Here is a 22,348-nt window from a genome sequence, read left to right as displayed (position 1 = left end):
CGGACCACAGCCGTTCCGACAGCGCTCCCCAGACTCCTACAAGGAGGCGCACAAAAAAGATCGCGCTGGACCCGGCGGAGTCCAGCGCGATCGACGACGCACCCTGTGTCGCTGCCTATGACGTTCTCTTCGGCTTGGGCGAGGGCCCTGTTGGGGCAGGTCCCGCGTCGCTTGGAGCTAGGGTTTCGGGCGTTTCGGCCGGTTGGGGGACCGACCGCCTTGCCCGGTTATGAAGTTGTTCAGGCCTCGCTGCGCTGCTGCGGGATGCCCGCGAGCAGAGCGCGAACCTCGGCCTCGCGGTAGCGGCGGTGCCCGCCGAGCGTACGGATGGACGTGAGCTTGCCGGCCTTCGCCCACCGCGTGACCGTCTTGGGGTCGACACGGAACATGGTGGCGACCTCAGCCGGGGTCAGCAGCGGCTCGGCATCAGGGGTGCGAGCGGTCATGAGCGGCCTCCTCGGGAGAACCGAACCTTCTCGGTTCTTTCCTCTAAATTCTGCACCTTGACCCGCGTTGCCCGAAATGGCGGACGCGAGTCGAGTCGGTTATAGGACGAACGGCTTGTCCTCGGCACTACAACTACACCATCTGTCCAGCCGCGTCGGCCAAACCGATGGAATTGCCCTCCCAGGTGTTCATCAGCGACGGAAGCCGATGGACCATGCCATAGCGGACAGTCACGCCACTGTGACGATCAGTCACAGGACGATCAGGAGTCACCAGACCCCCCAAAGCGTGCAATGCGGAGAATCCGCCCATGTTGGAGCACAGTTGGACGGACGGAGTCCTCCCCGGACTCCTTGTCCTATTTTGGCACGAGGGATAGCAAGAGGCGCAAGGGCCGGGTAAGTGCCATCCATCACCCTTGGGACAAAAGTCCAGATCGGGACCAACATCCCGTCAGGTGGTCTAAGCGAGTAGAACGTACGCCGCCCGGCGCCGATTTGACCGTGACGTACGTCACTCAGTTCGCGGAACGCCGGTCCCGTACCGCCCGCCACCGCTCGACCAGCCGCCCGTAGGCCTCGCCGGCGGCCATCCCGTCACCCCGGCGCAGCGCCTCGATGCCGGCCGCCACGTCCGCCGCCGAGTGGTCGTCCTCCAGCTCGCCCGCCGGCAGCACGTGCACCAGGCCGCCGTAGTCCAGCTCCACGAGCGAGCGGGGGTGGAACTCCTCCAGCCAGCGGCCGACATCCAGCAGACCGTCGACCAGCGGGCCCTCCTCGACGGTGTCCCGCAGCGTGCGCAGCCCCCGCGCCACCCGGCGCCGGGCCTGCACCATCGGCGTGCGGTAGCGCAGCACCGGCGGCACCTCGGCGGTGCCCTTGTCGTACCGCCGCTCCTCATCCGAGACCAGCACGAACCAGTTCAGCGGCACCTGCCAGGTCGCCGTCCGGATCCACGGGCGGGCGTCGGGGTTGCGGGCCAGCCAGCGCTCGTAGTCCTGGGCGGCCTGGCGCCGCACCACCGGCGGCAGCACCGCGTCCAGCACCGGCGGCGGCAGCTCCTCGGCCAGCTCGCCCAGCGCCTGCCAGCCGCGCAGCCGGGTCCGCCAGGGGCACACGCAGACCACCCCGTCGACCTCCAGCACGAAGGCGTCGCTGCTCTCGTGCACCGGCACCGCGATCGGCGGGACGGGCAGCAGGTCCGCCAGGGACCGACGCAGTTCGTCCTGGTAGGAGGGGCGGTCGGGGCGGCACGCGTAGCGCGCCCAGTGGCTGCGCTCCGGCTCGGGAAAGGCGCCCAGCGGCTCGTACACGCGCAGGTACGCGGCATAGGGGACGACCACGGAGGACACCTTCGGCACGCCTGCTCCCTCCCCATCGGACCCGGCTCGAAACACTGCAAATCGTGCCACGGTCATACGTGCACAGAGGGCCCCGGAGAGTGATCCTGAACACTGCGCGGATGGTGAGGTGGCCGAGGCTCTACGCTCGTGCCACGGCTCCCCGCCACCCGTACGGGGACCGACCCCACTCGCCGCTATGTACACAGGAGTCACCACAGTGACCGACGTAACCGGCGCGCCTGCTGATGTCCTGCACACCCTGTTCCACTCGGACCAGGGCGGTCATGAGCAGGTCGTGCTCTGCCAGGACCAGGCCAGCGGCCTCAAGGCCGTGATCGCCATCCACTCCACCGCCCTGGGCCCCGCCCTCGGCGGCACGCGCTTCTACCCGTACGCCACGGAGGCCGAGGCCGTCGCCGACGCCCTCAACCTCGCGCGCGGGATGTCGTACAAGAACGCCATGGCCGGCCTCGACCACGGCGGCGGGAAGGCCGTGATCATCGGCGACCCGGAGCGCGACAAGACCGAGGAGCTGCTCCTCGCCTACGGCCGCATGGTCGCCTCGCTCGGCGGCCGCTACGTGACCGCGTGCGACGTGGGCACCTACGTCGCCGACATGGACGTCGTGGCCCGCGAGTGCCGCTGGACCACCGGCCGCTCCCCCGAGAACGGCGGCGCCGGCGACTCCTCGGTGCTCACCGCCTTCGGCGTCTACCAGGGCATGCGCGCCTCCGCCCAGCACCTGTGGGGCGACCCCTCGCTGCGCGGCCGGAAGGTCGGCATCGCCGGCGTCGGCAAGGTCGGCCACCACCTGGTGAAGCACCTGCGCGACGAGGGCGCCGAGGTCGTGATCACGGACGTGCGCGCGGACGCCGTCCGGCGGATCCTCGACCAGTACCCCGCGGGCGTGACGGCCGTCGCCGACACCGAGGAGCTGATCCGGGTCGAGGGGCTGGACATCTACGCCCCGTGCGCCCTCGGCGGCGCCCTGAACGACGACTCCGTGCCGGTGCTCACCGCCCGGGTGGTCTGCGGTGCGGCCAACAACCAGCTGGCCCACCCGGGTGTGGAGAAGGACCTCGCCGACCGCGGGATCCTCTACGCGCCGGACTACGTGGTGAACGCCGGCGGGGTCATCCAGGTGGCCGACGAGCTGCACGGGTTCGACTTCGACCGGTGCAAGGCGAAGGCGGCGAAGATCTTCGACACCACGCTGGCCATATTCGCACGTGCGAAGGAAGACGGGATTCCGCCGGCCGCGGCGGCGGACCGGATCGCCGAGCAGCGGATGGCCGACGCCCGGTCGGCCGGCGCCGCGCGCTAGCCCGGTCGCACACACGAGCGGTACCCGTCGGCGGGAACTTAGAGAGAACTCTCACTTCCCCCGGCGGGTCGTTCCCCGATAAGTGGTTAAAATCGCCACTGACCAGCGAGGACAGGGCGCCTCGAAGGTCCTGGGCACACGCGCGTGCTGCGGGCGACGTACCGTATGGGCGCGGGCTCAGGTACCGTGGAAGCCCTACGGACCGGCCTCTCCGCGGAGAGTCCGTTCCAGATCATGAACGCGTGTCAGACTCTGGGGCCGTCGAGCCCCGTCGTTGAGGGGGTCGAGCCATGGGGCGCGGCCGGGCCAAGGCCAAGCAGACGAAGGTCGCCCGCCAGCTGAAGTACAACAGCGGCGGGACGGACCTCTCACGCCTGGCCGAGGAGCTGGGCGCATCGACGTCGAACCAGTCGCCGAACGGCGACCGCTTCGAGGACGATGAGCAAGACGACGACGACCTGTACTCCCGCTACGCCGACCTCTATGAGGACGACGACGAGGACGAGGGTCCCGCACAGCACCGTCGAGGCGCTTGACCTTGCACTGAGCACGAGACCGGTCGGTGGCACAGCCACCGACCGGCTTCTGTGCTGTTCGCAAGGTCAGGCGGCGTAGTCTCCCACCAGCTCCGCGCCGGTCTCCTTCTCGCCCCGCTCGGTGATCTCGCCGGCGACCCAGGCGTCGACGCCCCGGTCGGCCAGGGTCGCGAGGGCCACCTCGGCCGACTCCTCCGGGACGACGGCGATCATGCCGACGCCCATGTTGAGGGTCTTCTCCAGCTCCAGGCGCTCGACGTTCCCGGTCTTCCCGACCAGGTCGAAGATCGCGCCCGGGGCCCAGGTGGAGCGGTCGACCACGGCGTGCAGACCGTCCGGGATCACCCGGGCCAGGTTGGCGGCCAGACCGCCGCCGGTGACGTGGCTGAAGGCGTGCACCTCGGCGGTGCGGGTCAGCGCGAGGCAGTCCAGCGAGTAGATCCTGGTGGGCTCCAGCAGCTCCTCGCCGAGGGTCCGGCCCAGCTCCGCGACCTCGGTCTCCAGGGCCAGCCCGGCGCGGTCCAGCAGGACGTGGCGGACCAGGGAGTATCCGTTCGAGTGAAGCCCGGAGGACGCCATGGCGATCACGGTGTCACCCGTACGGATGCGATCCGCGCCCAGCAGCCGGTCGGCCTCCACGACGCCCGTACCGGCGCCGGCGACGTCGAAGTCGTCCTCGCCCAGCAGACCCGGGTGTTCGGCGGTCTCACCGCCCACGAGGGCGCAGCCGGCCAGCACACAGCCTTCCGCGATGCCCTTGACGATGGCCGCGACGCGCTCGGGGTGCACCTTGCCGACGCAGATGTAGTCGGTCATGAACAGCGGCTCGGCGCCGCACACCACGATGTCGTCCATGACCATGGCGACCAGGTCGTGGCCGATGGTGTCGTAGACGCCCATCCGGCGCGCGATGTCGACCTTCGTGCCGACTCCGTCCGTGGCGGAGGCGAGCAGCGGGCGCTCGTAGCGCTTGAGGGCGGAGGCGTCGAAGAGTCCGGCGAAGCCGCCGAGGCCGCCGAGGACCTCGGGGCGCTGGGTCTTCTTCACCCACTCCTTCATGAGCTCGACGGCGCGGTCGCCCGCCTCGATGTCGACGCCCGCCGCTGCGTAGCTGGCACCAGTTGTCTCAGACATGACTGTGAGAGCTTTCGTGTCGTACTGCAGGGGTGTTACGGGCGACGGATCGCGTCGGAGGCGGCCGTGGCCGCGGGACCGGCCGCCAGCTCGGTCTCCAGGAGCTGCTTGCCGAGCAGCTCGGGGTCCGGCAGCTCCATCGGGTACTCGCCGTCGAAGCAGGCGCGGCACAGGTTCGGCTTGGCGATCGTGGTCGCCTCGATCATGCCGTCGATGGAGATGTAGGCGAGCGAGTCGGCGCCGAGGCTGGTGCCGATCTCCTCGATGGTCATGCCGTTGGCGATCAGCTCCGCGCGCGTGGCGAAGTCGATGCCGAAGAAGCAGGGCCACTTCACGGGCGGGGAGGAGATCCGGATGTGGACCTCGGCGGCGCCGGCCTCGCGGAGCATGCGGACCAGGGCCCGCTGGGTGTTGCCGCGCACGATCGAGTCGTCGACGACGACCAGGCGCTTGCCCTTGATGACTTCCTTCAGCGGATTCAGCTTCAGGCGGATGCCCAGCTGGCGGATGGTCTGCGAGGGCTGGATGAACGTACGGCCCACGTACGCGTTCTTGACCAGGCCGGCGCCGAAGGGAATGCCGGAGGCCTCCGCGTAGCCGATGGCGGCCGGGGTGCCGGATTCCGGGGTCGCTATGACCAGGTCGGCCTCTGCGGGGGCTTCCTTGGCCAGCCGGCGGCCCATCTCCACGCGGGAGAGGTAGACGTTCCGGCCGGCGATGTCGGTGTCCGGGCGGGCCAGGTACACGTACTCGAAGACACAGCCCTTGGGCTTCGCATCCGCGAATCGGGAGCTGCGCAGGCCGTTCTCGTCGATGGCGACGAACTCGCCCGGTTCTATCTCGCGGACGTAGCTGGCGCCCACGATGTCGAGGGCGGCGGACTCGGAGGCGACCACCCAGCCGCGCTCCAGGCGGCCGAGGACCAGCGGCCGGATGCCCTGCGGGTCACGGGCGGTGTAGAGGGTGTGCTCGTCCATGAAGACGAGCGAGAAGGCGCCCTGCACCTTCGGGAGGACCTGGTGGGCCGCCTCCTCGATGGTGAGCGGCTTGCCGTCCTCGTCGACCTGGGCGGCCAGCAGGGCCGTCAGCAGGTCGGTGTCGTTGGTGGCCGCGACCCGGGTGGAGCGGCTGTTGTTGTCGTTCGGGAGTTCGGCGACCATCTCGGCGAGCTGCGCCGTGTTGACCAGGTTGCCGTTGTGACCGAGCGCGATCGAGCCGTGCGCGGTGGCGCGGAACGTCGGCTGGGCGTTCTCCCACACGGAGGCGCCGGTGGTCGAGTAGCGGGCGTGTCCGACCGCAATATGACCCTGGAGGGAACCGAGCGAGGTCTCGTCGAAGACCTGGGAGACCAGGCCCATGTCCTTGAAGACGAGGATCTGGGAGCCGTTGCTGACCGCGATTCCCGCGGATTCCTGACCCCGGTGCTGGAGGGCGTAGAGCCCGAAGTACGTGAGCTTTGCGACCTCTTCACCCGGAGCCCAGACGCCGAAGACGCCGCAAGCGTCCTGGGGGCCTTTTTCGCCGGGAAGCAGATCGTGATTGAGTCGACCGTCACCACGTGGCACGCCTCCGAGTGTAGGCGAGATCGACCACTGGTCCGAATTGGGGATACGCGCCCGTAACGGCGCGGCCGGTCTCGATCACCTTGGTGGTTTCTACGTCTGCGCTGGTCACGGCCGTTCGTCAGTGCTCGGCGGGGGCTCCGGGAACGCCGTACGGGCCGGTCACGGGCATCTTCGCCGTATGCATGAGTGAGGTGTCGCACATCATTCGGAGGCGCTGCGGCTCAGGTGGACGCGGTCGCCGTCGCCGTCGGTGAGCGTCAGTTCCGCGGCGTGGCGCTCGGCGGTGAGCGTGCCGGTGGTGAGGGTGCGGGCGAGGGCGCGCTCGAACGCCATCCGCTCCTCGCTGCAGGCCATCCGGGTCGTGCGCAGGTCGCCGATGGTGATCCGGTCGCCGCGCACGGTGGCCCGGGCGCTGAAGTGGTTGCAGCCCAGGTTGCCGGCCGCCCTGCCGTCCTCGTCGATGCGCAGGCGGGCGGGGGCGGGCGCCTGCCGGGTCGTACCGCCGACGGTGATGCTGTCGACCCGCCAGTCGATCCCGGTCACCGGCTGCTGGACGCTCACCGCCCCACTGTCCCCCTTCTCGCTGCCACAGGCCACCGCGAACGGGAGAAGCACGGCGGCCACCGCCAGGGTCACGCGCTGCTTGTACCGGTTCATACGGATTCGACGGGCGGCCGGCCCGACCGGTTCCCGCCGCGGTGCCACGACGGCCAAGGCCTTGCTCCCCTCCCGCGCGTGCGCAGCCGAGCCAGGCCCCGCGACACCGGCAAGATCCGGAAGACAGGCCCTACGCCATGACCGGGAGCAGCCCCCCGAGGTCGGCCCGCTCCCCGCTCGCGCTGACCTTCGCCCCGGACAGCGCGTCCTGCCAGGTCACGCGGCCGGTGGCGAGCCGGATCCAGGTCAGCGGGTCGGTCTCCACGACGTTGGGCGGGGTGCCGCGGGTGTGCCGCGGCCCCTCGACGCACTGCACGACGGCGTACGGCGGCACCCGCACCTCGGTGGAGCCGCCGGGCGCCTTCAGCGCGAGGGCGTCGGCGAGCAGCCGGGTGGCGGCGGCCAGGGCCTGCCGGTCGTACGGCACGTCCAGGCCCGGGACGGCGGCGTTCAGGTCGTCGGTGTGGACGACCAGCTCGACGGTGCGGGTGACGAGGTAGTCGGCCAGCGGCAGGGCGCCCGCGCTGGTGTCCAGCAGCCGGCTGCCGGGGTGCTCGTCCAGCAGGGCGCGCAGGCTGTGGTCGACGTCGGCGAGGTAGGCGCCGAGGTCCGGGTGGCCGGCGGTCAGGCCCCGCGTGAAGTCGTCGATGGCGGCGGCACGCGGCGCGGTGGAGAACGGCCACTCGGCCACGGTGACGGTCTGCTTCGGCGGGGCGGGCACGTCCAGTGCCCGGTGGACGGCGGTGACCGCCATACCGATGTGCGCGATCAGGTCCCGTACGGTCCACCCGCCCAGCCGCGTGGGCAGGCCGAGCTGCTCGGCACCGAGACCGCGGACGGCCTCCCGGACGTTCGCGAACTGGGCGAGGACCGCGGCCCGGGTCTTGGCCGGGTCGTAGCTGCGGGCACGTTTCTTGGCCGGTGGCATGAGAGTCAGATCACCTCCATGGCCGCCAACAGTACGCCGGTGACCGCCACTTGCCGTGCCGCCCGGTGGGTACGACTCGGCCCCGCCTGCCGGAGCGGGCGGGGCCGCGGGTGCCGGGATGCCGCTTACGCCAGCAGCGCCGGGATCGTCTCCTCGTGCGCCCGGCGCAGCTCGGCGAGGGAGAGGGTGAACTCGCCCTGGACCTCGACCGCGTCGCCGTCGACGACACCGATGCGGGTGGCCGGCAGGCCCCGCGCACCGCACATGTCGTTGAAGCGGACCTCCTCCGAGCGCGGCACGGCGACGATGGCGCGGCCGGCCGACTCGGAGAACAGGAAGGTGAAGGCGTCCAGGCCGTCGGGTACGACCAGACGGGCGCCCTTGCCGCCGAGCAGCGCCGACTCCACGACCGCCTGGACCAGACCGCCGTCGGACAGGTCGTGCGCGGAGTCGATCATGCCGTCGCGGGAGGCGGAGATCAGGATCTCGGCCAGCAGCCGCTCCCGCTCCAGGTCCACCGCCGGGGGCAGACCGCCGAGGTGGTCGTGGATCACCTGGGACCAGGCCGAGCCGCCGAACTCCTCGCGGGTGTCGCCGAGGAGGTAGATCAGCTGACCCTCCTCCTGGAAGGCGACCGGAGTGCGGCGGGCGACGTCGTCGATCACGCCGAGGACCGCGACGACCGGGGTCGGGTGGATGGCGGCCTCGCCCGTCTGGTTGTAGAGCGAGACGTTGCCGCCGGTCACCGGGGTGCCGAGCTGCAGGCAGCCGTCGGCGAGACCGCGCACGGCCTCGGCGAACTGCCACATCACCGCCGGGTCCTCGGGGGAGCCGAAGTTCAGGCAGTCGGAGACGGCCAGCGGCTTGGCGCCGGTGGTCGCCACGTTCCGGTAGGCCTCGGCCAGGGCGAGCTGGGCGCCGGTGTACGGGTCCAGCTTGGCGTAGCGGCCGTTGCCGTCCGTGGCGATGGCGACACCGAGACCGGTGGTCTCGTCCACGCGGATCATGCCGGAGTCCTCCGGCTGGGCGAGGACGGTGTTGCCCTGCACGAAGTGGTCGTACTGGGACGTGATCCACTTCTTCGACGCCTGGTTCGGCGAGCCGACCAGCTTCAGGACCTGGTTCTTCAGCTCCTCGCCGGTCTCCGGGCGGGGCAGCTTGTTCGCGTCGTCGGCCTGGAGGGCGTCCTGCCACTCGGGGCGGGCGTAGGGACGCTCGTAGACCGGGCCCTCGTGCGCGACCGTGCGCGGGTCGACGTCGACGATCTTCTCGCCGTGCCAGTAGATCTCCAGGCGGTCGCCGTCGGTCACCTCACCGATGACGGTGGCGATGACGTCCCACTTCTCGCAGATCTCCAGGAAGCGGTCGACCTTCTCCGGCTCCACGACCGCGCACATGCGCTCCTGCGACTCGCTCATGAGGATCTCCTCGGGCGAGAGCGTGGAGTCGCGGAGCGGGACGTCGTCCAGGGTCACGCGCATGCCGCCGGAGCCGTTGGAGGCCAGCTCGGACGTGGCACAGGACAGACCGGCCGCGCCGAGGTCCTGGATGCCGACGACCAGCTTCTCCCTGAACGCCTCCAGGGTGCACTCGATGAGCAGCTTCTCCTGGAAGGGGTCGCCGACCTGGACGGCCGGGCGCTTCGACGGCTTGGCGTCGTCGAAGGTCTCGGAGGCGAGGATCGACGCGCCGCCGATGCCGTCGCCGCCGGTCCGGGCGCCGTACAGGACGACCTTGTTGCCCGCGCCGGAGGCCTTGGCGAGGTGGATGTCCTCGTGCCGCATCACACCGATGGCACCGGCGTTGACCAGCGGGTTGCCCTGGTAGCAGGAGTCGAAGACGACCTCGCCGCCGATGTTGGGCAGGCCCAGGCAGTTGCCGTAGCCGCCGATGCCGGCGACCACGCCCGGCAGGACGCGCTTGGTGTCGGGGTGGTCGGCCGCGCCGAAGCGCAGCGGGTCGACCACGGCGACCGGGCGGGCGCCCATCGCGATGATGTCGCGGACGATGCCGCCGACCCCCGTGGCCGCGCCCTGGTAGGGCTCCACGTACGACGGGTGGTTGTGCGACTCGACCTTGAAGGTGACCGCGTAGCCCTGGCCGACGTCGACCACGCCGGCGTTCTCGCCGATGCCGACGAGCAGGGCGTCGCTCTCGGGTGCCTTCTCGCCGAACTGGCGCAGGTGCACCTTGGAGGACTTGTACGAGCAGTGCTCGGACCACATGACCGAGTACATGGCGAGTTCGGCGCCGGTGGGGCGGCGGCCGAGGATCTCCACCACCCGCTCGTACTCGTCGTTCTTCAGGCCCAGTTCGGCCCAGGGCAGCTCGACGTCGGGGGTCGCGGCCGCGTGCTCGACCGTGTCCAGAGGCGTCCGGCTCATGCGTTGACCAGCTTCTTGAGGATCGAGGTGAAGAACGGGAGCCCGTCGGTACGGCCCGTACCGATCAGCGGCTCGACGGCGTGCTCCGGGTGCGGCATGAGGCCGACGACATTGCCCGCCTCGTTGGTGATGCCGGCGATGTCGTTGAGCGAGCCGTTCGGGTTGAAGTCCAGGTAGCGGAAGGCGACGCGGCCCTCTGCCTCCAGCTTGTCGAGCGTGTACGCGTCGGCGACGTACCGGCCGTCCATGTTCTTCAGCGGGATGTGGATCTCCTGGCCGGCGCGGTAGTCGCTGGTCCAGGAGGTCTCCGCGTTCTCCACCCGCAGCTTCTGGTCGCGGCAGATGAAGTGGAGGTGGTCGTTGCCGAGCATCGCGCCCGGGAGGAGGTGGGCCTCGGTGAGGATCTGGAAGCCGTTGCAGATGCCGAGGACCGGCAGTCCGGCCTTCGCCTGCTCGACGAGCGGCTCCATCACCGGCGAGAAGCGGGCGATGGCGCCGGCCCGCAGGTAGTCGCCGTAGGAGAAACCGCCGCACAGCACGACGGCGTCGACCTGCTTGAGGTCCTTGTCCTTGTGCCAGAGGGCGACCGGTTCCGCCCCGGCGATACGGATCGCGCGCTGGGTGTCCCGGTCGTCCAGGCTGCCCGGGAAAGTGACGACGCCAATACGAGCGGTCACTTCGCCGCCTCCGCGACTTCATCGACCCGGACCGTGAAGTCCTCGATCACCGTGTTGGCGAGGAAGGATTCCGCAAGATCGCGGATCCGGGCGAGCGCGGCTTCGTCGACCGGCCCGTCAACTTCCAGTTCGAAACGCTTTCCCTGACGTACGTCCGAGATCCCCTCGAATCCCAGGCGCGGCAGCGCACGCTGGACCGCCTGGCCCTGGGGGTCGAGGATCTCCGGCTTGAGCATGACGTCGACTACGACGCGTGCCACTGGCACTCCCGGTGTGTGGTGCTGAGCAGGTTCCTTCAGACTACCCGCACAAAATTTCTACGCGGGTAGAGTTGGAGGAAAGTACGTGAGGCGCATCACGATCGGGTGTCGAAGCCGCCCGCCCGTGAAAACTTCTGGGAAAGTTCCACAGTCCGTCCGACGCACCCTATTGCGCCCGGACACGCGGACGGATTTAGTCGGGCTTCACTTTGCATTGCCGGGCACTGTACAAATGAATTGGCAATAGCCGATACTCGGCACGTCGGCGGCCTTGAGCTGTAACGACGTTCCGCACGAAGGGACCGATATTCGTGGCGCAAAAGGTCGTGGTCACTCTCTTTGACGACATCGACGGCTCGGAAGCGGCGGAGACGATCGCCTTCGGACTCGACGGCAAGTCGTACGAGATCGACCTGAACGAAACCAACGCCGAGAAACTGCGCAAGGCGCTCGCGCCCTACGTCGAGGCCGGCCGCAAGCGGTCGCGGTCCGGCAAGGCGTACAAGCAGACGGAGGTCGCCCCCGACCCGGCGGCCGTCCGCGCCTGGGCCCAGGCCAACAAGATGGACGTCCCGGCCCGTGGTCGCATCCCGAAGAAGGTCTACGAGGCGTTCAGCGCCGCGCAGTGAGCCCGCGAAGGGGCGAGTCCTCAGGGCCCGTCAGCGGGCCCTGAGGACCGTGCACTTGGGGCATACCGGGTCCGGAGGGGAGCCGACTTGCGCTACCCCCCTGCTGATCAGCTAATGTCTGGGACACGCCGAGGGGCGAGGCCGAAAGGCCGGATCCCGAGGACCGTGCGGGTGTAGTTCAGTAGCAGAACATCCCCCTTCCAGGGGGAAGGCGCAGTGTGCAATTCCTGTCACCCGCTCCGCACCGCCGACACGACCACTGTTGTGGATCAGGTAGGCTGGTGTTCGCACCGATCGGTGGGAGCCGATCGGGAGCAGTGCGGACGTAGCTCAGTTGGTAGAGCGCAACCTTGCCAAGGTTGAGGTCGCGAGTTCGAGCCTCGTCGTCCGCTCGGGAATGAGACCCCGGTCCATCGGACCGGGGTCTTCTCGTTGCCCGGAACCGGCCTGACATTTGTCATGCCGAGTGATGACACCGTGCACTGCCGACCGGGGCGCGCTGCCGGAACGCTGGTGTCATGAACATCGACGGACACGACAACGTGATCGAGGTCACCGACCTCAGGCGTGTCTACGGGGGCGGGTTCGAGGCCGTACGCGGAATCACCTTCTCCGTGGCGCGCGGAGAGATCTTCGCCCTGCTGGGCACCAACGGCGCCGGAAAGACCTCGACGGTCGAACTGCTGGAAGGGCTCGCGGCACCGGCCGGCGGCCGGGTCCGGGTGCTCGGCCACGATCCCCACCGCGAGCGGGCCGCCGTACGGCCCCGCACCGGCGTGATGCTCCAGGAGGGCGGCTTCCCCGCCGAGCTGACCGTCGCCGAGACCGCCCGGATGTGGGCCGGCTGCACCAGCGGAGCCCGGCCGGAAGCGGAGGTCCTGGAGCTGGTGGGGCTCACGGACAAGCGGGGTGTGCGGGTCAAGCAGCTGTCCGGCGGGGAGCGCAGGCGCCTGGACCTGGCGCTCGCGCTGCTCGGCGATCCCGAGGTGCTGTTCCTCGACGAGCCGACGACCGGGCTCGACGTGGAGGGCCGCCGGGACACCTGGGAACTGGTGCGCGGTCTGCGCGACGCGGGCACCACCGTGCTGCTCACCACCCACTACCTGGAGGAGGCCGAGGGTCTCGCCGACCGGCTCGCCATCCTGCACCAGGGCCGGATCGCCGCCTGCGGAACCCCGGCCGAGGTCACCGCCGGCCGCCCCTCCCGGATGTCCTTCGAACTGCCCGACGGTTACTTCCTCGGCGATCTGCCGCCCCTCGCCGACCTCGGCGTCTGCGGACACGAGAGCGACGGCCGGGTGGTGCGGCTGCGCACCCGTGAACTCCAGCGGACCGCTACCGCGGTGCTCGCCTGGGCCGAACGGGCCGGCGTCGAACTGCGCGCCCTGGACGTGCGCTCGGCCTCGCTGGAGGAGGCCTTCCTCGGCATCGCCCGGGCAGAGGAGGCGGCGGCATGAGCACCCTCGCTCCGCGCACCCTCACGCCCTCCCTACGACGGCTGCGGGCGCTGGCACGGGCCGAACTGGCCCTCCTCGGCCGCAACCGCGGGGTCGTGTTCACCGCGCTCTTCGTACCGCTCGCGCTGCCGTTCAGCGTCCGCCCGGCCCTGGACCAGCTGGACCTGGAGAAGCAGGGCATCAGCGTCGGCGCCGCCATGTTCACGGCCGCGGTCGGCTTCGCCTTCCTGTTCGCCGTCTACTCCTCGCTCGTCAACGCCTACGTCGCCCGCCGCGAGGAACTCGTCCTCAAACGGCTGCGCACCGGCGAACTCACCGATACCGAGATCCTCACCGGCACCGCCCTGCCCGCCCTGGCCCTGGGCCTCGCGCAGGCCGTGGTGCTGGGCGTCGGATGCGCGGTGCTGCTGCACGCCGGGGTGCCCAAGGCGCCGTACCTGACCCTGCTGGGGCTGGCGGCCGGGCTGGTGCTGAGTGCCGCGCTCGCCGCCCTCACCGCGTCCGTCACCCGGACCGTGGAGAGCGGCCAGGTGACCGGGCTGCCGCTGGTGTTCGTGTCGATGACGGGCTCGGGGATCATGTTCCCCACCGAGGTCATGCCGGAAAAGCTCGCCTCCGTCTGCGAGCTGCTCCCGCTGTCCCCCGCGATCCGGCTCGTCCGGGCGGGCTGGACCGGCGGGTTGAGCGCGTACGAGGCGTTCGGTGCCCTCGCGACCGCGCTGGCCTGGACCGTGGTGGCGGTGTTTGCTGTACGGCGGTGGTTCCGGTGGGAACCCCGGCGCTGAGGATCGGGGGGCGCGCGTGGTGGGGCGGATACGGCGGTGGCAGCAGCGGCACTGGCGGGAGCGGAGCAAGGCGGACCGTGTCGAGCTGTACACGGTCGTCACCTGGTACGGCACGACCTGGTTCTTCTCGCTCGGCTGGCTGCTGCTCCCCCTGGTCGGCGGACTCGACCACCGGCCCGTGGCCCTCGTCCTCGGCGCCCTGCTCGTCCTCGTGGCGGCCCTGCAGTGCGCGGCCTCGAACCGGCTGACCCGGCCCGCGCTCGACCACTACCTGGGGCGCGCCCGGCTGCCGGCCCGGGCACACGGCGTCCCGGCCGTCCTGCTGGGGCTGGCGCTGGCGCTGCTCGTGGCCCTCGCCGCACTGGACGCGGCCGACCCGGCGGTGGTCCGGCTGGCGATCGGCGCCGTCCTGCTGCCGTTCGGCGTGCTCTACGGACTCACCGTCCCGGTACGGGTGTTCCTGCGCGGGGCGGCGCTGCTCGCGGTGCTGCTCATGGGGGCCGTCGGGCTCGCCGACCCCGACGGTGCCGGGATCCTCGTGACCGGTGTGATCGTCGCCTTCCAGACGGTGTTCTCGCTGCTCGCCTGCCGCTGCGGTGCCTGGACCCTGGCCGTGCTGTGGGAGGCCGAACGGGCCCGCGAGGTGGAGGCCCGGCTCGCCGTCGCCGAGGAGCGGCTGCGGTTCGGGCGGGACCTGCACGACGTACTGGGCCGGAACCTGTCGGTGATCTCCCTGAAGAGCGAGCTGGCGGTGCAACTGGCCCGGCGGGGGCGGCCGGAGGCCGTGGAGCAGATGATCGAGGTGCAGCGCATCGCGCAGGAGTCCCAGCGCGAGGTACGGGACGTCGTACGCGGGTACCGGGAGGCCGACCTCGGCGTCGAACTCGCCGGTGCCCAGGGCGTGTTGACCGCTGCCGGGATCGACTGCGAGGTGCGCGCGGCGACCGGCGGACTGCCCGCCGAGGTGCAGTCCGCGCTCGGCTGGGTGGTGCGCGAGGCGACCACCAACGTGCTGCGGCACGGGGACGCGGGCCGGTGCGAGGTGGAACTCGCGGTGCGCGAGGGCCATGTGGTGCTGACAGTGGAGAACGACGGGGTCGGGGCGCCCGGCGGTGGTGGCGGCTCCGGGCTCGCCGGGCTGCGGGAACGGCTCGCCGCCGTGGACGGAACCCTGGAGGCGGGGGTCGTGGGCACGGGCCGGGACCGGTTCCGGCTGGTGGCGGACGTACCCCTGAGGACTGTGAGAGGAGTCACCTCGTGAGCGCTCCGGTACGGCTGTTGCTCGCCGACGACGAGCATCTGATCCGGGGTGCGCTGGCCGCGCTGCTGTCCCTGGAGGACGACCTGCTGGTCGTCGCGGAGGCGGCGACCGGGCCAGAGGCGCTGGCCATGGCCCGGGCGCACGAACCCGACGTGGCCGTGCTCGATCTGCAGATGCCGGGCGCCGACGGTGTGAAAGTCGCCACATCCCTGCGCGCCGAACTGCCCGGCTGCCAGGTGCTGATCGTCACCGGGCACGGCAGGCCCGGGCATCTGAAACGGGCGCTCGCTGCCGGTGTGCGCGGGTTCGTCCCGAAGACCGTCAGTGCCCAGCGGCTCGCCGAGATCATCCGGACCGTGCACGCCGGAGGCCGTTACGTCGACCCGGAGTTGGCCGCCGACGCGATCTCCGCCGGGGACTCGCCGCTGACCGCGCGGGAGGCCGAGGTGCTGGAGCTGGCCGCCGACGGAGCGCCGGTCGCGGAGATCGCCGAGCGGGCCGCGCTGTCGCCGGGGACCGTGCGGAACTACCTCTCCTCGGCCGTCTCGAAGCTCGGCGTCGAGAACCGTCATGCGGCGGTGCGTCTCGCACGCGAGCGAGGTTGGGTATAGTTGCTCTCGCGCCACGGCGCACTGCGGACGTAGCTCAGTTGGTAGAGCGCAACCTTGCCAAGGTTGAGGTCGCGAGTTCGAGCCTCGTCGTCCGCTCGGGATGAGACCCCGGTCCACTGGACCGGGGTCTTTTTCGTGCCCTAGGACCAGCTGGTGCCCGTGAGCCGCTCGTACGCCTCCACGTACTTCTGCCGGGTCGCCGCCACGACCTCCTCCGGCAGCGCCGGCGGGGGCTGCTCGCTCCTGCGGTCCCAGCCGGACGCCGGCGAGGTCAGCCAGTCGCGGACGTACTGCTTGTCGTACGAGGGCTGGGCGCGGCCCGGCTGCCACTGGTCGGCCGGCCAGAAGCGGGAGGAGTCCGGGGTGAGGACCTCGTCGGCGAGGACGAGGGTGTCGCCGTCGAAGCCGAACTCGAACTTGGTGTCGGCCAGGATGATCCCCCGGTCCCGGGCGATGTCCCTGGCGCGGGAGTACACCGCGAGCGTGGCCTGGCGCAGCTGGGCGGCGGTCTCCGCGCCGACCTGACGGGCCACCTCCTCGTAGGAGACGTTCTCGTCGTGCTCGCCGACCTCGGCCTTGGTGGCCGGGGTGAAGATCGGGGCCGGCAGTTCGGAGCCGTCCACGAGGCCTTCGGGGAGGGCGAGGCCGCAGACCGTACGGGACTCCTGGTACTCGGCGAGGCCGGAGCCGGTGAGGTAGCCACGGGCCACGCACTCCACCGGGACCATCTTCAGCGACTTGCAGATCAGCGTGCGGCCCGCCCAGTCGGCCGGGGCGCCCTCGGGCAGCTCGGTGCTGATGACGTGGTTCTCGGCGAGGTCGCGGAGCTGGTCGAACCACCACAGGGAGAGCCGGGTGAGCACCCGGCCCTTGTCGGGGATCTCCGTGGGCAGAACCCAGTCGTAGGCGGACATGCGGTCGCTGGCGACCATCACGAGGTCGCCCGCCTCGTTCTGGTACAGCTCGCGCACCTTCCCGGTGTGCAGGTGCACCAGGCCCGGAACCTCGATCGGCTCGGGCTTTTCTACGAATCCGGACACGGTTCCTCCCCGTGGTTCTGACCAAGTGCCTCGATTCTCCCGTATGGGGGTGATAGGGCGCGCGCCCGGGGGTCAGTCGCGTTTGCAGATGCGGTCCAGCAGGTTCGCCGTGGCCCGCTGGATACGGGCGTCCACGTGGCCGGGGCGGTCCAGGGCCGGGGACCAGGCGAAGGTGCCGGAGGCGAACACCCAGGCGCCGGACGGGGCCCGGTACAGGGAGGTCTCCTGGTGGCGCAGAACGCCGTCGTTGTCGGTGTACGGGGAGTGGGCGAGCAGGATGCGCTCGTCGTGCTCGGGCAGCGGGGTGCGCGGGAAGTAGCGGTCCGCCTCGCCGGCGACCAGGCCCGCGATCTCGTCGCCCTCGTGCGCGCCGGTCGCTTCCCACAGCCAGTGGCCGGCGTTGCGGACGATCAGCGGGTGCGGCTCGGGCACCCGGCCCGCGTACTGGATGCCGACCAGCTGCTGCTCGGCCCGGTCGATCTCCCGCCACAGCACCGGCCGGCCCGGCCCCTTGCGCTTGCGGCAGGTCAGCAGCCGGTCCGGCACGCCGGAGGGGGACGGGCCCAGCTCGACCTGCCAGTACATGGTGTTGGCGGAGAGGAAGACCAGCGAGGTGCCCCGCTCACGGGCGTCCTCGACGGCCCGGCGCATCGGCACCGACCAGTACTCGTCGTGGCCCGGGAAGACCAGGCCCCGGTAGCGGGTGGGGTCGATCCGGCCGGCGTGCAGGTCGCGGGCCTCGGCGTAGGCGATGTCGTAGCCGTAGCGCTCGGCCCAGCGGATGAAGTCGTAGGCGTGGCCGACGTGCAGGGGCAGGCCCGCGCCCGCGTAGGGGCGGTCGAAGGAGACCGTGGTGGCCGCGTCGGCCTCGCCGAGCAGCCGGCCCTTCTCGTCCCAGGCGTGGTAGAGGCTGGCGCCCGTGTGGCCGTCCTCCGGGTACAGGTTGTACGCCTGCCAGGTGATGTCCGGCAGCAGCAGGAGCAGGTCGGCGGGGTGGTCGTCGCGGACCGTGAACGGAACGTGGGAGCGGTAGCCGTCGGTCGTGGTGAGGACGGCCACATAGGCGCCGATGCTCCAGTAGGAGGGCACCTGGAGGCGCCAGGACAGCCACCAGTGGTGGCAGGAGACCGTGCGGTCGGCGGTCAGCGGCTGCGGCTGGACGATCCCGGAGAGCCGGGGGCTCGTGGTGATCTTGGCGGCGCCGTCGCCGCCGTAGTGGCCGATGCGGTAGATGTCGACGCTGAACTCCTGCGGCGGGTCGACCGTGATGTGGAAGTCGATCGCCTCGCCGGGCGCGACGGCGCCGGTGGACGTGAAGCCCTTGATCTGGCGGTGCACGTCGTCGGCCGCGCGGGGGCCGGCACCGGCCGCGCGGGGCGCCGGCACGCGTGCCCGGTCGCTGCCGGTGAGCTGCTGCGGGCTGGGGTCGACGTACCACGGCACGACGTGGCCGGTGTCGTCGAAGTACGTCTCACTGCCGCGCAGCCAGGGCACCGGGCCCAGGCCGAAGGGGTCCGTGACGGCGTGCGCGAGTGCTCCGGACTCCCAGCGGCGGATGTGGTCCGAGGCCATGGTCGCTCCCCTCCCTCATGCCCCCGTGCCTGTCTCGGTGGTGCTCACTGTTCTCGGTGTGGTCGTGTGCTCGTGTGCTGTTCGTGCTCGGTCGTGCTCGGTCGTGCTGTCGTATGTCGCATGCCTTTGCCAAAGGCGTGGTCGGTCCCAGCACATCACATAACGCACGGGCCCGGTCACTAGTCGTTGCGAATTGACCTGAAGTGGAAGTCGCCTTTCCGTTACGACGGGGGAGGCGGGGCTTGCGGGGGCGCGTGCGGCGGCCTTGCAGGGGGCCTGTGGCGAGGTGCGCCTCGGCGCCGGTGGGTGACGACCGGACTCCGTCCGCGGTCGGCTCAGACGAGTCTCACGGGCTTCTCCGGGCGTATTCCGGACGCGGCCAGCCAGTCGCGCAGCGGGCCCGGGTCTCCCTCTTCGATCAGGCTGCGGACCCTGGGCGCCAGATCGGCGGCCCGCTCGCCGCCCAGCAGCAGGGACGGGCCGTCCAGCCAGTCCAGGGCGGGGGCCGCGCCGGCGGTGTCCACGGCCGCGCAGCACACCATCGCCGTGACGTGGTCGGCGAGGAGTTCGCGGGCGGTGCGCTGGGGTTGCAGCGGGAAGGGGGGCAGGTCGCAGTCGTCCCACCGGGGGCTGTCGGGGGTCTGGCCGGCGGCCGTCGTGCCCTCGCGGGCCAGCTCGGCGCTGAGGCCTGCGGCGAGGGCGGTGCTGCGGGGGGTGCCGGGTTCCGCGCCGGGTTCCGCGCCGGTGGTTTCCGCCGGGGCCGCCTCGGCTTCGCTCTCGGCGTCCGTGTTCCCGTCCGCACCACCCGTGCGGGTTTCGTCGTCGGGTGCGGATGGCCCCTGTGGGGGGTGCTCTCCGTCGGCGGCTTGACGGCCGGGCTGGGGGGCTTTTTCTGCCAGGTGGTCCAGGACCCGGGCCAGGGTGGGGCCGGCGGGGGTGTGGGAAGGGCGGACGCCCAGGGTGTCCAGGACTCGGTGGAGGCGGGCCGCGTCGGTGCGCCAGGTGCGGTCGACGACCTCCTCCGGATACGCCTGCCAGTCCACCGGCGCCCAGTCGTGTCCGGTCTCGGCGGGGCCGCCGTGGAAGAGCCGTGCGGCGAGCAGCGAGGTCGCCTCGTCCACCGCGCCGGGCTCCTCCAGCAGATCGCAGGCGGGGCGCTCGCCGAGCCGGGAGGTGAAGCCCTCGGCCAGCCGGTCGCGGCGGGACAGCTCGGTGAGCGCGGCGACCACGCCCGCGTCCAGCCGGGACGGCCAGCGGCCCATGCGCCAGGCGGGCAGCGCCACCCTGGTCAGCAGCCGGTCCCAGCCGGCGTAGGCGAGCCCGACCTGCTCCTGGGCGACGATCCGCAACCCGTAGTCCACCGCCTGGGCGCGCTCGGCCGCCGCCGCCGCGACCCCGCGCTCCATCTGCGTCGCATGCTCGCGGCAGCCGCGCAGCAGCAGCCGGGCCACCCAGCCGAGGGCCGCGCACAGCCCGCGGACCGGCGGACAGCGGCCCGGGGTCGAGGCGACGGCCACGGCCGCGTCCAGACCGCGCACGAAGCGGCGGGCGGCCGCTATGTCCGGGTGCGCCGAGGGGCCCGTACCCGCGATGACCGGGGCGAGGACCGCGCGCAGCTCGCCCACGCGCATCCACCACAGGAACGGGGAGCCGATGACGAGGACCGGCGCGACCGGGGTCCGGCGGCGGCCCGGGCCCGCTATCTCGTCGGGTGCCGGACGCGGGGGCGGCCCGTGGGCCGAGTGCGCCCGGTCCTCCAGCCAGCTGTCGCAGTCCGGGGTGAGCGCTATGGCCGAGGGCGCCGGCACGTCCAGGCGGTCGGCGAGGTCGCGCACCATCCGGTACAGGTCCGGGGCGGAGTCCTCCGCGATCGGCACCGTGGGGCTCATGGCGGGGCGGGCCCGGGCCACGACCACGGCGATACCGGCCGCGGCCAGCAGCACCAGCACCGCGAGCACGCCGACGATCCACCGGGCGGCGTCCCAGCCCGGGCCGACGAGATGGCCGGTGGAGGCGCCGGTCAGCAGGATCACCGCGGCACCCGCGGGCAGCAGGGCCACGGCCAGCGCCCGGCCCCGGACCCGCAGGACGGCGAGGGCCCGGGAGCGCGCGGCCTGCGCGCCCGCCTCCACACCGATTCCGGTCACGTGCCGACCTCGCCCCCTCCCTGCCGATCGCGTGCTGCCCTGGTCTTGTCCACTCCCCCACTGTGGCACCCGCCACTGACATCGCAATGCCGGTGGGCCAAGTGCCGGAACGCTTGCGCGGCACCCTAGTTGGGGCCCCGGCCCCCGTCAGCCGTATGGGCGATTGCTCACTCGATGGAATGGCTTTGGTCAGAGCTGGGTGACAGACAGCAAAGATCAGGCCCCGGATTGCGGGTCCGGGGCCTGGGAGTCGTACGAGCAGGTCAGACGGGCTCAGGCGCCCGTGGACCGCGCCGCCTTCGCCGCGATGTCGGTGCGGTGCTGGGAGCCGTCGAGCCGGATCCGGCCCACCGCCCGGTACGCCCGCTCCCGCGCCTCGGTCAGGTCCTTGCCGGTGGCCGTGACGGACAGCACACGTCCGCCCGCGCTGACGACCGCGTCGCCCTCCTGCCGGGTGCCGGCGTGCAGCACGTACGCGTGCGGGGCGTCCTCGGCGGTCACCTCGTCCAGGCCGGTGATCGGGTCGCCGGTGCGCGGGGTGCCGGGGTAGTTGTGCGAGGCGACGACGACGGTGACGGCCGCGTCCTCGCTCCAGCGCAGCGGCGGCAGGTCGGCGAGGCTGCCGGTGGCGGCGGCCGTCAGGACACCGGCCAGCGGGGTCTTCAGCCGGGCCAGCACGACCTGGGTCTCGGGGTCGCCGAAGCGGGCGTTGAACTCGATGACCCGCACCCCGCGCGAGGTGATCGCGAGACCGGCGTAGAGCAGCCCGGAGAACGGCGTGCCCCGGCGCCGCATCTCGTCCACCGTGGGCTGCAGCACCGTCTGCAGCACCTCGTCCACCAGCTTCGGGTCGGCCCACGGCAGCGGCGAGTACGCGCCCATGCCGCCGGTGTTGGGGCCCTCGTCGCCGTCCAGGGCGCGCTTGAAGTCCTGGGCGGGCTGGAGCGGTACGACGGTCACGCCGTCGGTGACGGCGAAGAGGGAGACCTCCGGGCCGTCGAGGAACTCCTCGATGACCACGCGCTCGCACGCGGCGGCGTGCGCCTTGGCCGCCTCGAGGTCACTCGTGACGACGACACCCTTGCCCGCGGCCAGACCGTCGTCCTTGACGACGTAGGGGGCGCCGAAGGCGTCGAGGGCCTCGGCGATCTCCTCGGCGGTGGTGCAGACGTAGGAGCGGGCGGTCGGCACGCCGGCCGCCGCCATGACGTCCTTGGCGAAGGCCTTGGACCCCTCCAGCTGCGCGGCCTCCCCCGAGGGGCCGAACACCGGGATGCCCACCGCACGGACGGCGTCGGCGACGCCGGCGACCAGCGGGGCCTCCGGGCCGACGACGACCAGCTCGGCACCGAGGCGGGTGGCCAGCCCGGCCACCGCGGCACCGTCGAGCGCGTCGACCTGGTACAGCTCGGCGACCTCGGCGATGCCGGCGTTGCCGGGGGCGCAGTACAGCGCGGTGACGTCGGGGTCGAGGGACAGGGAGCGGCACAGGGCGTGTTCGCGGGCGCCGCTGCCGATGACGAGGACCTTCACGGGGGTCAGCCTAATGGCAAGGTTGCCGAAGACCGGGGGCCGGGTTTCTCGGAGCTTCC

General features: G+C 71.5%; 20 protein-coding genes and 3 tRNA genes. 10 read left to right on the top strand and 13 right to left on the bottom strand.

Translation table 11 applies throughout. The features are described from left to right. Positions 1 to 239 precede the first annotated feature (239 nt). Positions 240 to 446: a developmental transcriptional regulator BldC gene (bldC, locus tag ACIP4Y_RS24005; protein WP_003949541.1), complete on the bottom strand. Its 207-nt coding sequence runs from the start codon at positions 444 to 446 to the stop codon at positions 240 to 242. A 518-nt stretch (positions 447 to 964) separates the two neighbouring features. Beyond that, positions 965 to 1,807: a hypothetical protein gene (locus ACIP4Y_RS24000; protein WP_401396881.1), complete on the bottom strand. Its 843-nt coding sequence runs from the start codon at positions 1,805 to 1,807 to the stop codon at positions 965 to 967. A 199-nt stretch (positions 1,808 to 2,006) separates the two neighbouring features. Here ACIP4Y_RS24000 and ACIP4Y_RS23995 point away from each other — a divergent pair, with 199 nt between their 5' ends. Together ACIP4Y_RS23995 and ACIP4Y_RS23990 are read left to right on the top strand one after the other, a co-directional pair. Next, a complete protein-coding gene (locus ACIP4Y_RS23995; RefSeq protein ID WP_358640994.1) occupies positions 2,007 to 3,113 on the top strand; it encodes a Glu/Leu/Phe/Val dehydrogenase dimerization domain-containing protein in 1,107 nt (368 codons plus the stop codon). Positions 3,114 to 3,403: 290 nt separating this feature from the next. Continuing rightward, positions 3,404 to 3,649 (top strand): DUF3073 domain-containing protein, encoded by a 246-nt coding sequence (locus ACIP4Y_RS23990; RefSeq protein WP_358640993.1) that lies wholly within the window; start codon positions 3,404 to 3,406, stop codon positions 3,647 to 3,649. A 66-nt stretch (positions 3,650 to 3,715) separates the two neighbouring features. Here ACIP4Y_RS23990 and purM read toward each other — a convergent pair whose 3' ends face one another. The 7 genes from purM to purS form a co-directional block, all read right to left on the bottom strand. Next, positions 3,716 to 4,783 (bottom strand): phosphoribosylformylglycinamidine cyclo-ligase, encoded by a 1,068-nt coding sequence (purM, locus tag ACIP4Y_RS23985; protein WP_401396877.1) that lies wholly within the window; start codon positions 4,781 to 4,783, stop codon positions 3,716 to 3,718. A gap of 35 nt (positions 4,784 to 4,818) precedes the next feature. Then, the gene (gene purF, locus ACIP4Y_RS23980; protein WP_358640989.1) at positions 4,819 to 6,348 is read right to left on the bottom strand and encodes an amidophosphoribosyltransferase; all 1,530 of its coding nucleotides are present in this window, start codon (positions 6,346 to 6,348) and stop codon (positions 4,819 to 4,821) included. A 201-nt stretch (positions 6,349 to 6,549) separates the two neighbouring features. Then, the gene (locus ACIP4Y_RS23975; protein ID WP_401396874.1) at positions 6,550 to 6,984 is read right to left on the bottom strand and encodes an META domain-containing protein; all 435 of its coding nucleotides are present in this window, start codon (positions 6,982 to 6,984) and stop codon (positions 6,550 to 6,552) included. 151 nt (positions 6,985 to 7,135) lie between these two features. Then, positions 7,136 to 7,933 (bottom strand): sterol carrier family protein, encoded by a 798-nt coding sequence (locus ACIP4Y_RS23970; protein WP_401396871.1) that lies wholly within the window; start codon positions 7,931 to 7,933, stop codon positions 7,136 to 7,138. A 125-nt stretch (positions 7,934 to 8,058) separates the two neighbouring features. Beyond that, entirely contained in the window at positions 8,059 to 10,317 is a 2,259-nt protein-coding gene (gene purL, locus ACIP4Y_RS23965; RefSeq protein ID WP_401396868.1) for a phosphoribosylformylglycinamidine synthase subunit PurL, read from the bottom strand. After that, entirely contained in the window at positions 10,314 to 10,994 is a 681-nt protein-coding gene (gene purQ / locus ACIP4Y_RS23960; protein WP_358640982.1) for a phosphoribosylformylglycinamidine synthase subunit PurQ, read from the bottom strand. Before purQ ends, purL begins: the two co-directional genes overlap by 4 nt. Then, the gene (gene purS, locus ACIP4Y_RS23955) at positions 10,991 to 11,254 is read right to left on the bottom strand and encodes a phosphoribosylformylglycinamidine synthase subunit PurS (protein ID WP_014673609.1); all 264 of its coding nucleotides are present in this window, start codon (positions 11,252 to 11,254) and stop codon (positions 10,991 to 10,993) included. The genes purQ and purS overlap by 4 nt, the downstream gene beginning before the upstream one ends. 311 nt (positions 11,255 to 11,565) lie before the next feature. Here purS and ACIP4Y_RS23950 point away from each other — a divergent pair, with 311 nt between their 5' ends. The 8 genes from ACIP4Y_RS23950 to ACIP4Y_RS23915 all read left to right on the top strand — a co-directional run bounded on the left by ACIP4Y_RS23950 (position 11,566) and on the right by ACIP4Y_RS23915 (position 16,093). Beyond that, on the top strand, positions 11,566 to 11,883 hold the full coding sequence (locus ACIP4Y_RS23950) for an Lsr2 family protein (RefSeq protein WP_059249902.1): 318 nt from the start codon (positions 11,566 to 11,568) through the stop codon (positions 11,881 to 11,883). A 167-nt stretch (positions 11,884 to 12,050) separates the two neighbouring features. After that, positions 12,051 to 12,122, top strand: a tRNA-Gly gene (locus tag ACIP4Y_RS23945). Between the two features lie 80 nt (positions 12,123 to 12,202). Beyond that, positions 12,203 to 12,275 (top strand) — tRNA-Gly (locus ACIP4Y_RS23940). 126 nt (positions 12,276 to 12,401) lie between these two features. Continuing rightward, positions 12,402 to 13,340 (top strand): ABC transporter ATP-binding protein, encoded by a 939-nt coding sequence (locus ACIP4Y_RS23935; RefSeq protein WP_358640980.1) that lies wholly within the window; start codon positions 12,402 to 12,404, stop codon positions 13,338 to 13,340. Beyond that, positions 13,337 to 14,125: an ABC transporter permease gene (locus ACIP4Y_RS23930; RefSeq protein ID WP_358640978.1), complete on the top strand. Its 789-nt coding sequence runs from the start codon at positions 13,337 to 13,339 to the stop codon at positions 14,123 to 14,125. Before ACIP4Y_RS23935 ends, ACIP4Y_RS23930 begins: the two co-directional genes overlap by 4 nt. Positions 14,126 to 14,141: 16 nt before the next feature. Then, positions 14,142 to 15,386 (top strand): sensor histidine kinase, encoded by a 1,245-nt coding sequence (locus ACIP4Y_RS23925; protein WP_401396858.1) that lies wholly within the window; start codon positions 14,142 to 14,144, stop codon positions 15,384 to 15,386. Next, positions 15,383 to 15,997, top strand: coding sequence for a response regulator (locus ACIP4Y_RS23920; RefSeq protein ID WP_401396855.1), 615 nt, complete (start codon positions 15,383 to 15,385; stop codon positions 15,995 to 15,997). Before ACIP4Y_RS23925 ends, ACIP4Y_RS23920 begins: the two co-directional genes overlap by 4 nt. 23 nt (positions 15,998 to 16,020) lie before the next feature. Further along, positions 16,021 to 16,093 (top strand) — tRNA-Gly (locus ACIP4Y_RS23915). A gap of 44 nt (positions 16,094 to 16,137) precedes the next feature. On the opposite strand, the gene ACIP4Y_RS23910 is transcribed toward ACIP4Y_RS23915, so the two are convergent. The 4 genes from ACIP4Y_RS23910 to purD all read right to left on the bottom strand — a co-directional run bounded on the left by ACIP4Y_RS23910 (position 16,138) and on the right by purD (position 22,289). Next, on the bottom strand, positions 16,138 to 17,037 hold the full coding sequence (locus ACIP4Y_RS23910; RefSeq protein ID WP_358640972.1) for a phosphoribosylaminoimidazolesuccinocarboxamide synthase: 900 nt from the start codon (positions 17,035 to 17,037) through the stop codon (positions 16,138 to 16,140). A gap of 72 nt (positions 17,038 to 17,109) precedes the next feature. After that, positions 17,110 to 18,609, bottom strand: a complete 1,500-nt coding sequence (locus ACIP4Y_RS23905; RefSeq protein ID WP_401396852.1) for a N,N-dimethylformamidase beta subunit family domain-containing protein — start codon at positions 18,607 to 18,609, stop codon at positions 17,110 to 17,112. Positions 18,610 to 18,944: 335 nt separating this feature from the next. Next, complete coding sequence (locus ACIP4Y_RS23900; RefSeq protein WP_401396849.1) at positions 18,945 to 20,756, bottom strand: hypothetical protein; 1,812 nt, start codon at positions 20,754 to 20,756, stop codon at positions 18,945 to 18,947. Between the two features lie 273 nt (positions 20,757 to 21,029). Then, on the bottom strand, positions 21,030 to 22,289 hold the full coding sequence (gene purD / locus ACIP4Y_RS23895) for a phosphoribosylamine--glycine ligase (protein ID WP_401396846.1): 1,260 nt from the start codon (positions 22,287 to 22,289) through the stop codon (positions 21,030 to 21,032). Positions 22,290 to 22,348: the final 59 nt, after the last annotated feature.

The organism is Streptomyces sp. NPDC088810 (assembly GCF_044750305.1).
Taxonomy (GTDB): domain Bacteria; phylum Actinomycetota; class Actinomycetes; order Streptomycetales; family Streptomycetaceae; genus Streptomyces.
The sequence above is the reverse complement of the archived record's forward strand: the minus strand, read 5'-3'. Positions and strand labels throughout refer to the sequence as shown.

What these genes read in the sequence shown, in the direction of transcription:
- bldC (WP_003949541.1), bottom strand. Translation starts at nt 446, where the DNA reads ATGACCGCTCGCACCCCTGATGCCGAGCCGCTGCTGACCCCGGCTGAG.
- ACIP4Y_RS23990 (WP_358640993.1), top strand. Translation starts at nt 3,404, where the DNA reads ATGGGGCGCGGCCGGGCCAAGGCCAAGCAGACGAAGGTCGCCCGCCAG.
- purM (WP_401396877.1), bottom strand. Translation starts at nt 4,783, where the DNA reads ATGTCTGAGACAACTGGTGCCAGCTACGCAGCGGCGGGCGTCGACATC.
- ACIP4Y_RS23970 (WP_401396871.1), bottom strand. Translation starts at nt 7,933, where the DNA reads ATGCCACCGGCCAAGAAACGTGCCCGCAGCTACGACCCGGCCAAGACC.
- purL (WP_401396868.1), bottom strand. Translation starts at nt 10,317, where the DNA reads ATGAGCCGGACGCCTCTGGACACGGTCGAGCACGCGGCCGCGACCCCC.
- ACIP4Y_RS23935 (WP_358640980.1), top strand. Translation starts at nt 12,402, where the DNA reads ATGAACATCGACGGACACGACAACGTGATCGAGGTCACCGACCTCAGG.
- ACIP4Y_RS23930 (WP_358640978.1), top strand. Translation starts at nt 13,337, where the DNA reads ATGAGCACCCTCGCTCCGCGCACCCTCACGCCCTCCCTACGACGGCTG.
- ACIP4Y_RS23905 (WP_401396852.1), bottom strand. Translation starts at nt 18,609, where the DNA reads ATGGCCTCGGACCACATCCGCCGCTGGGAGTCCGGAGCACTCGCGCAC.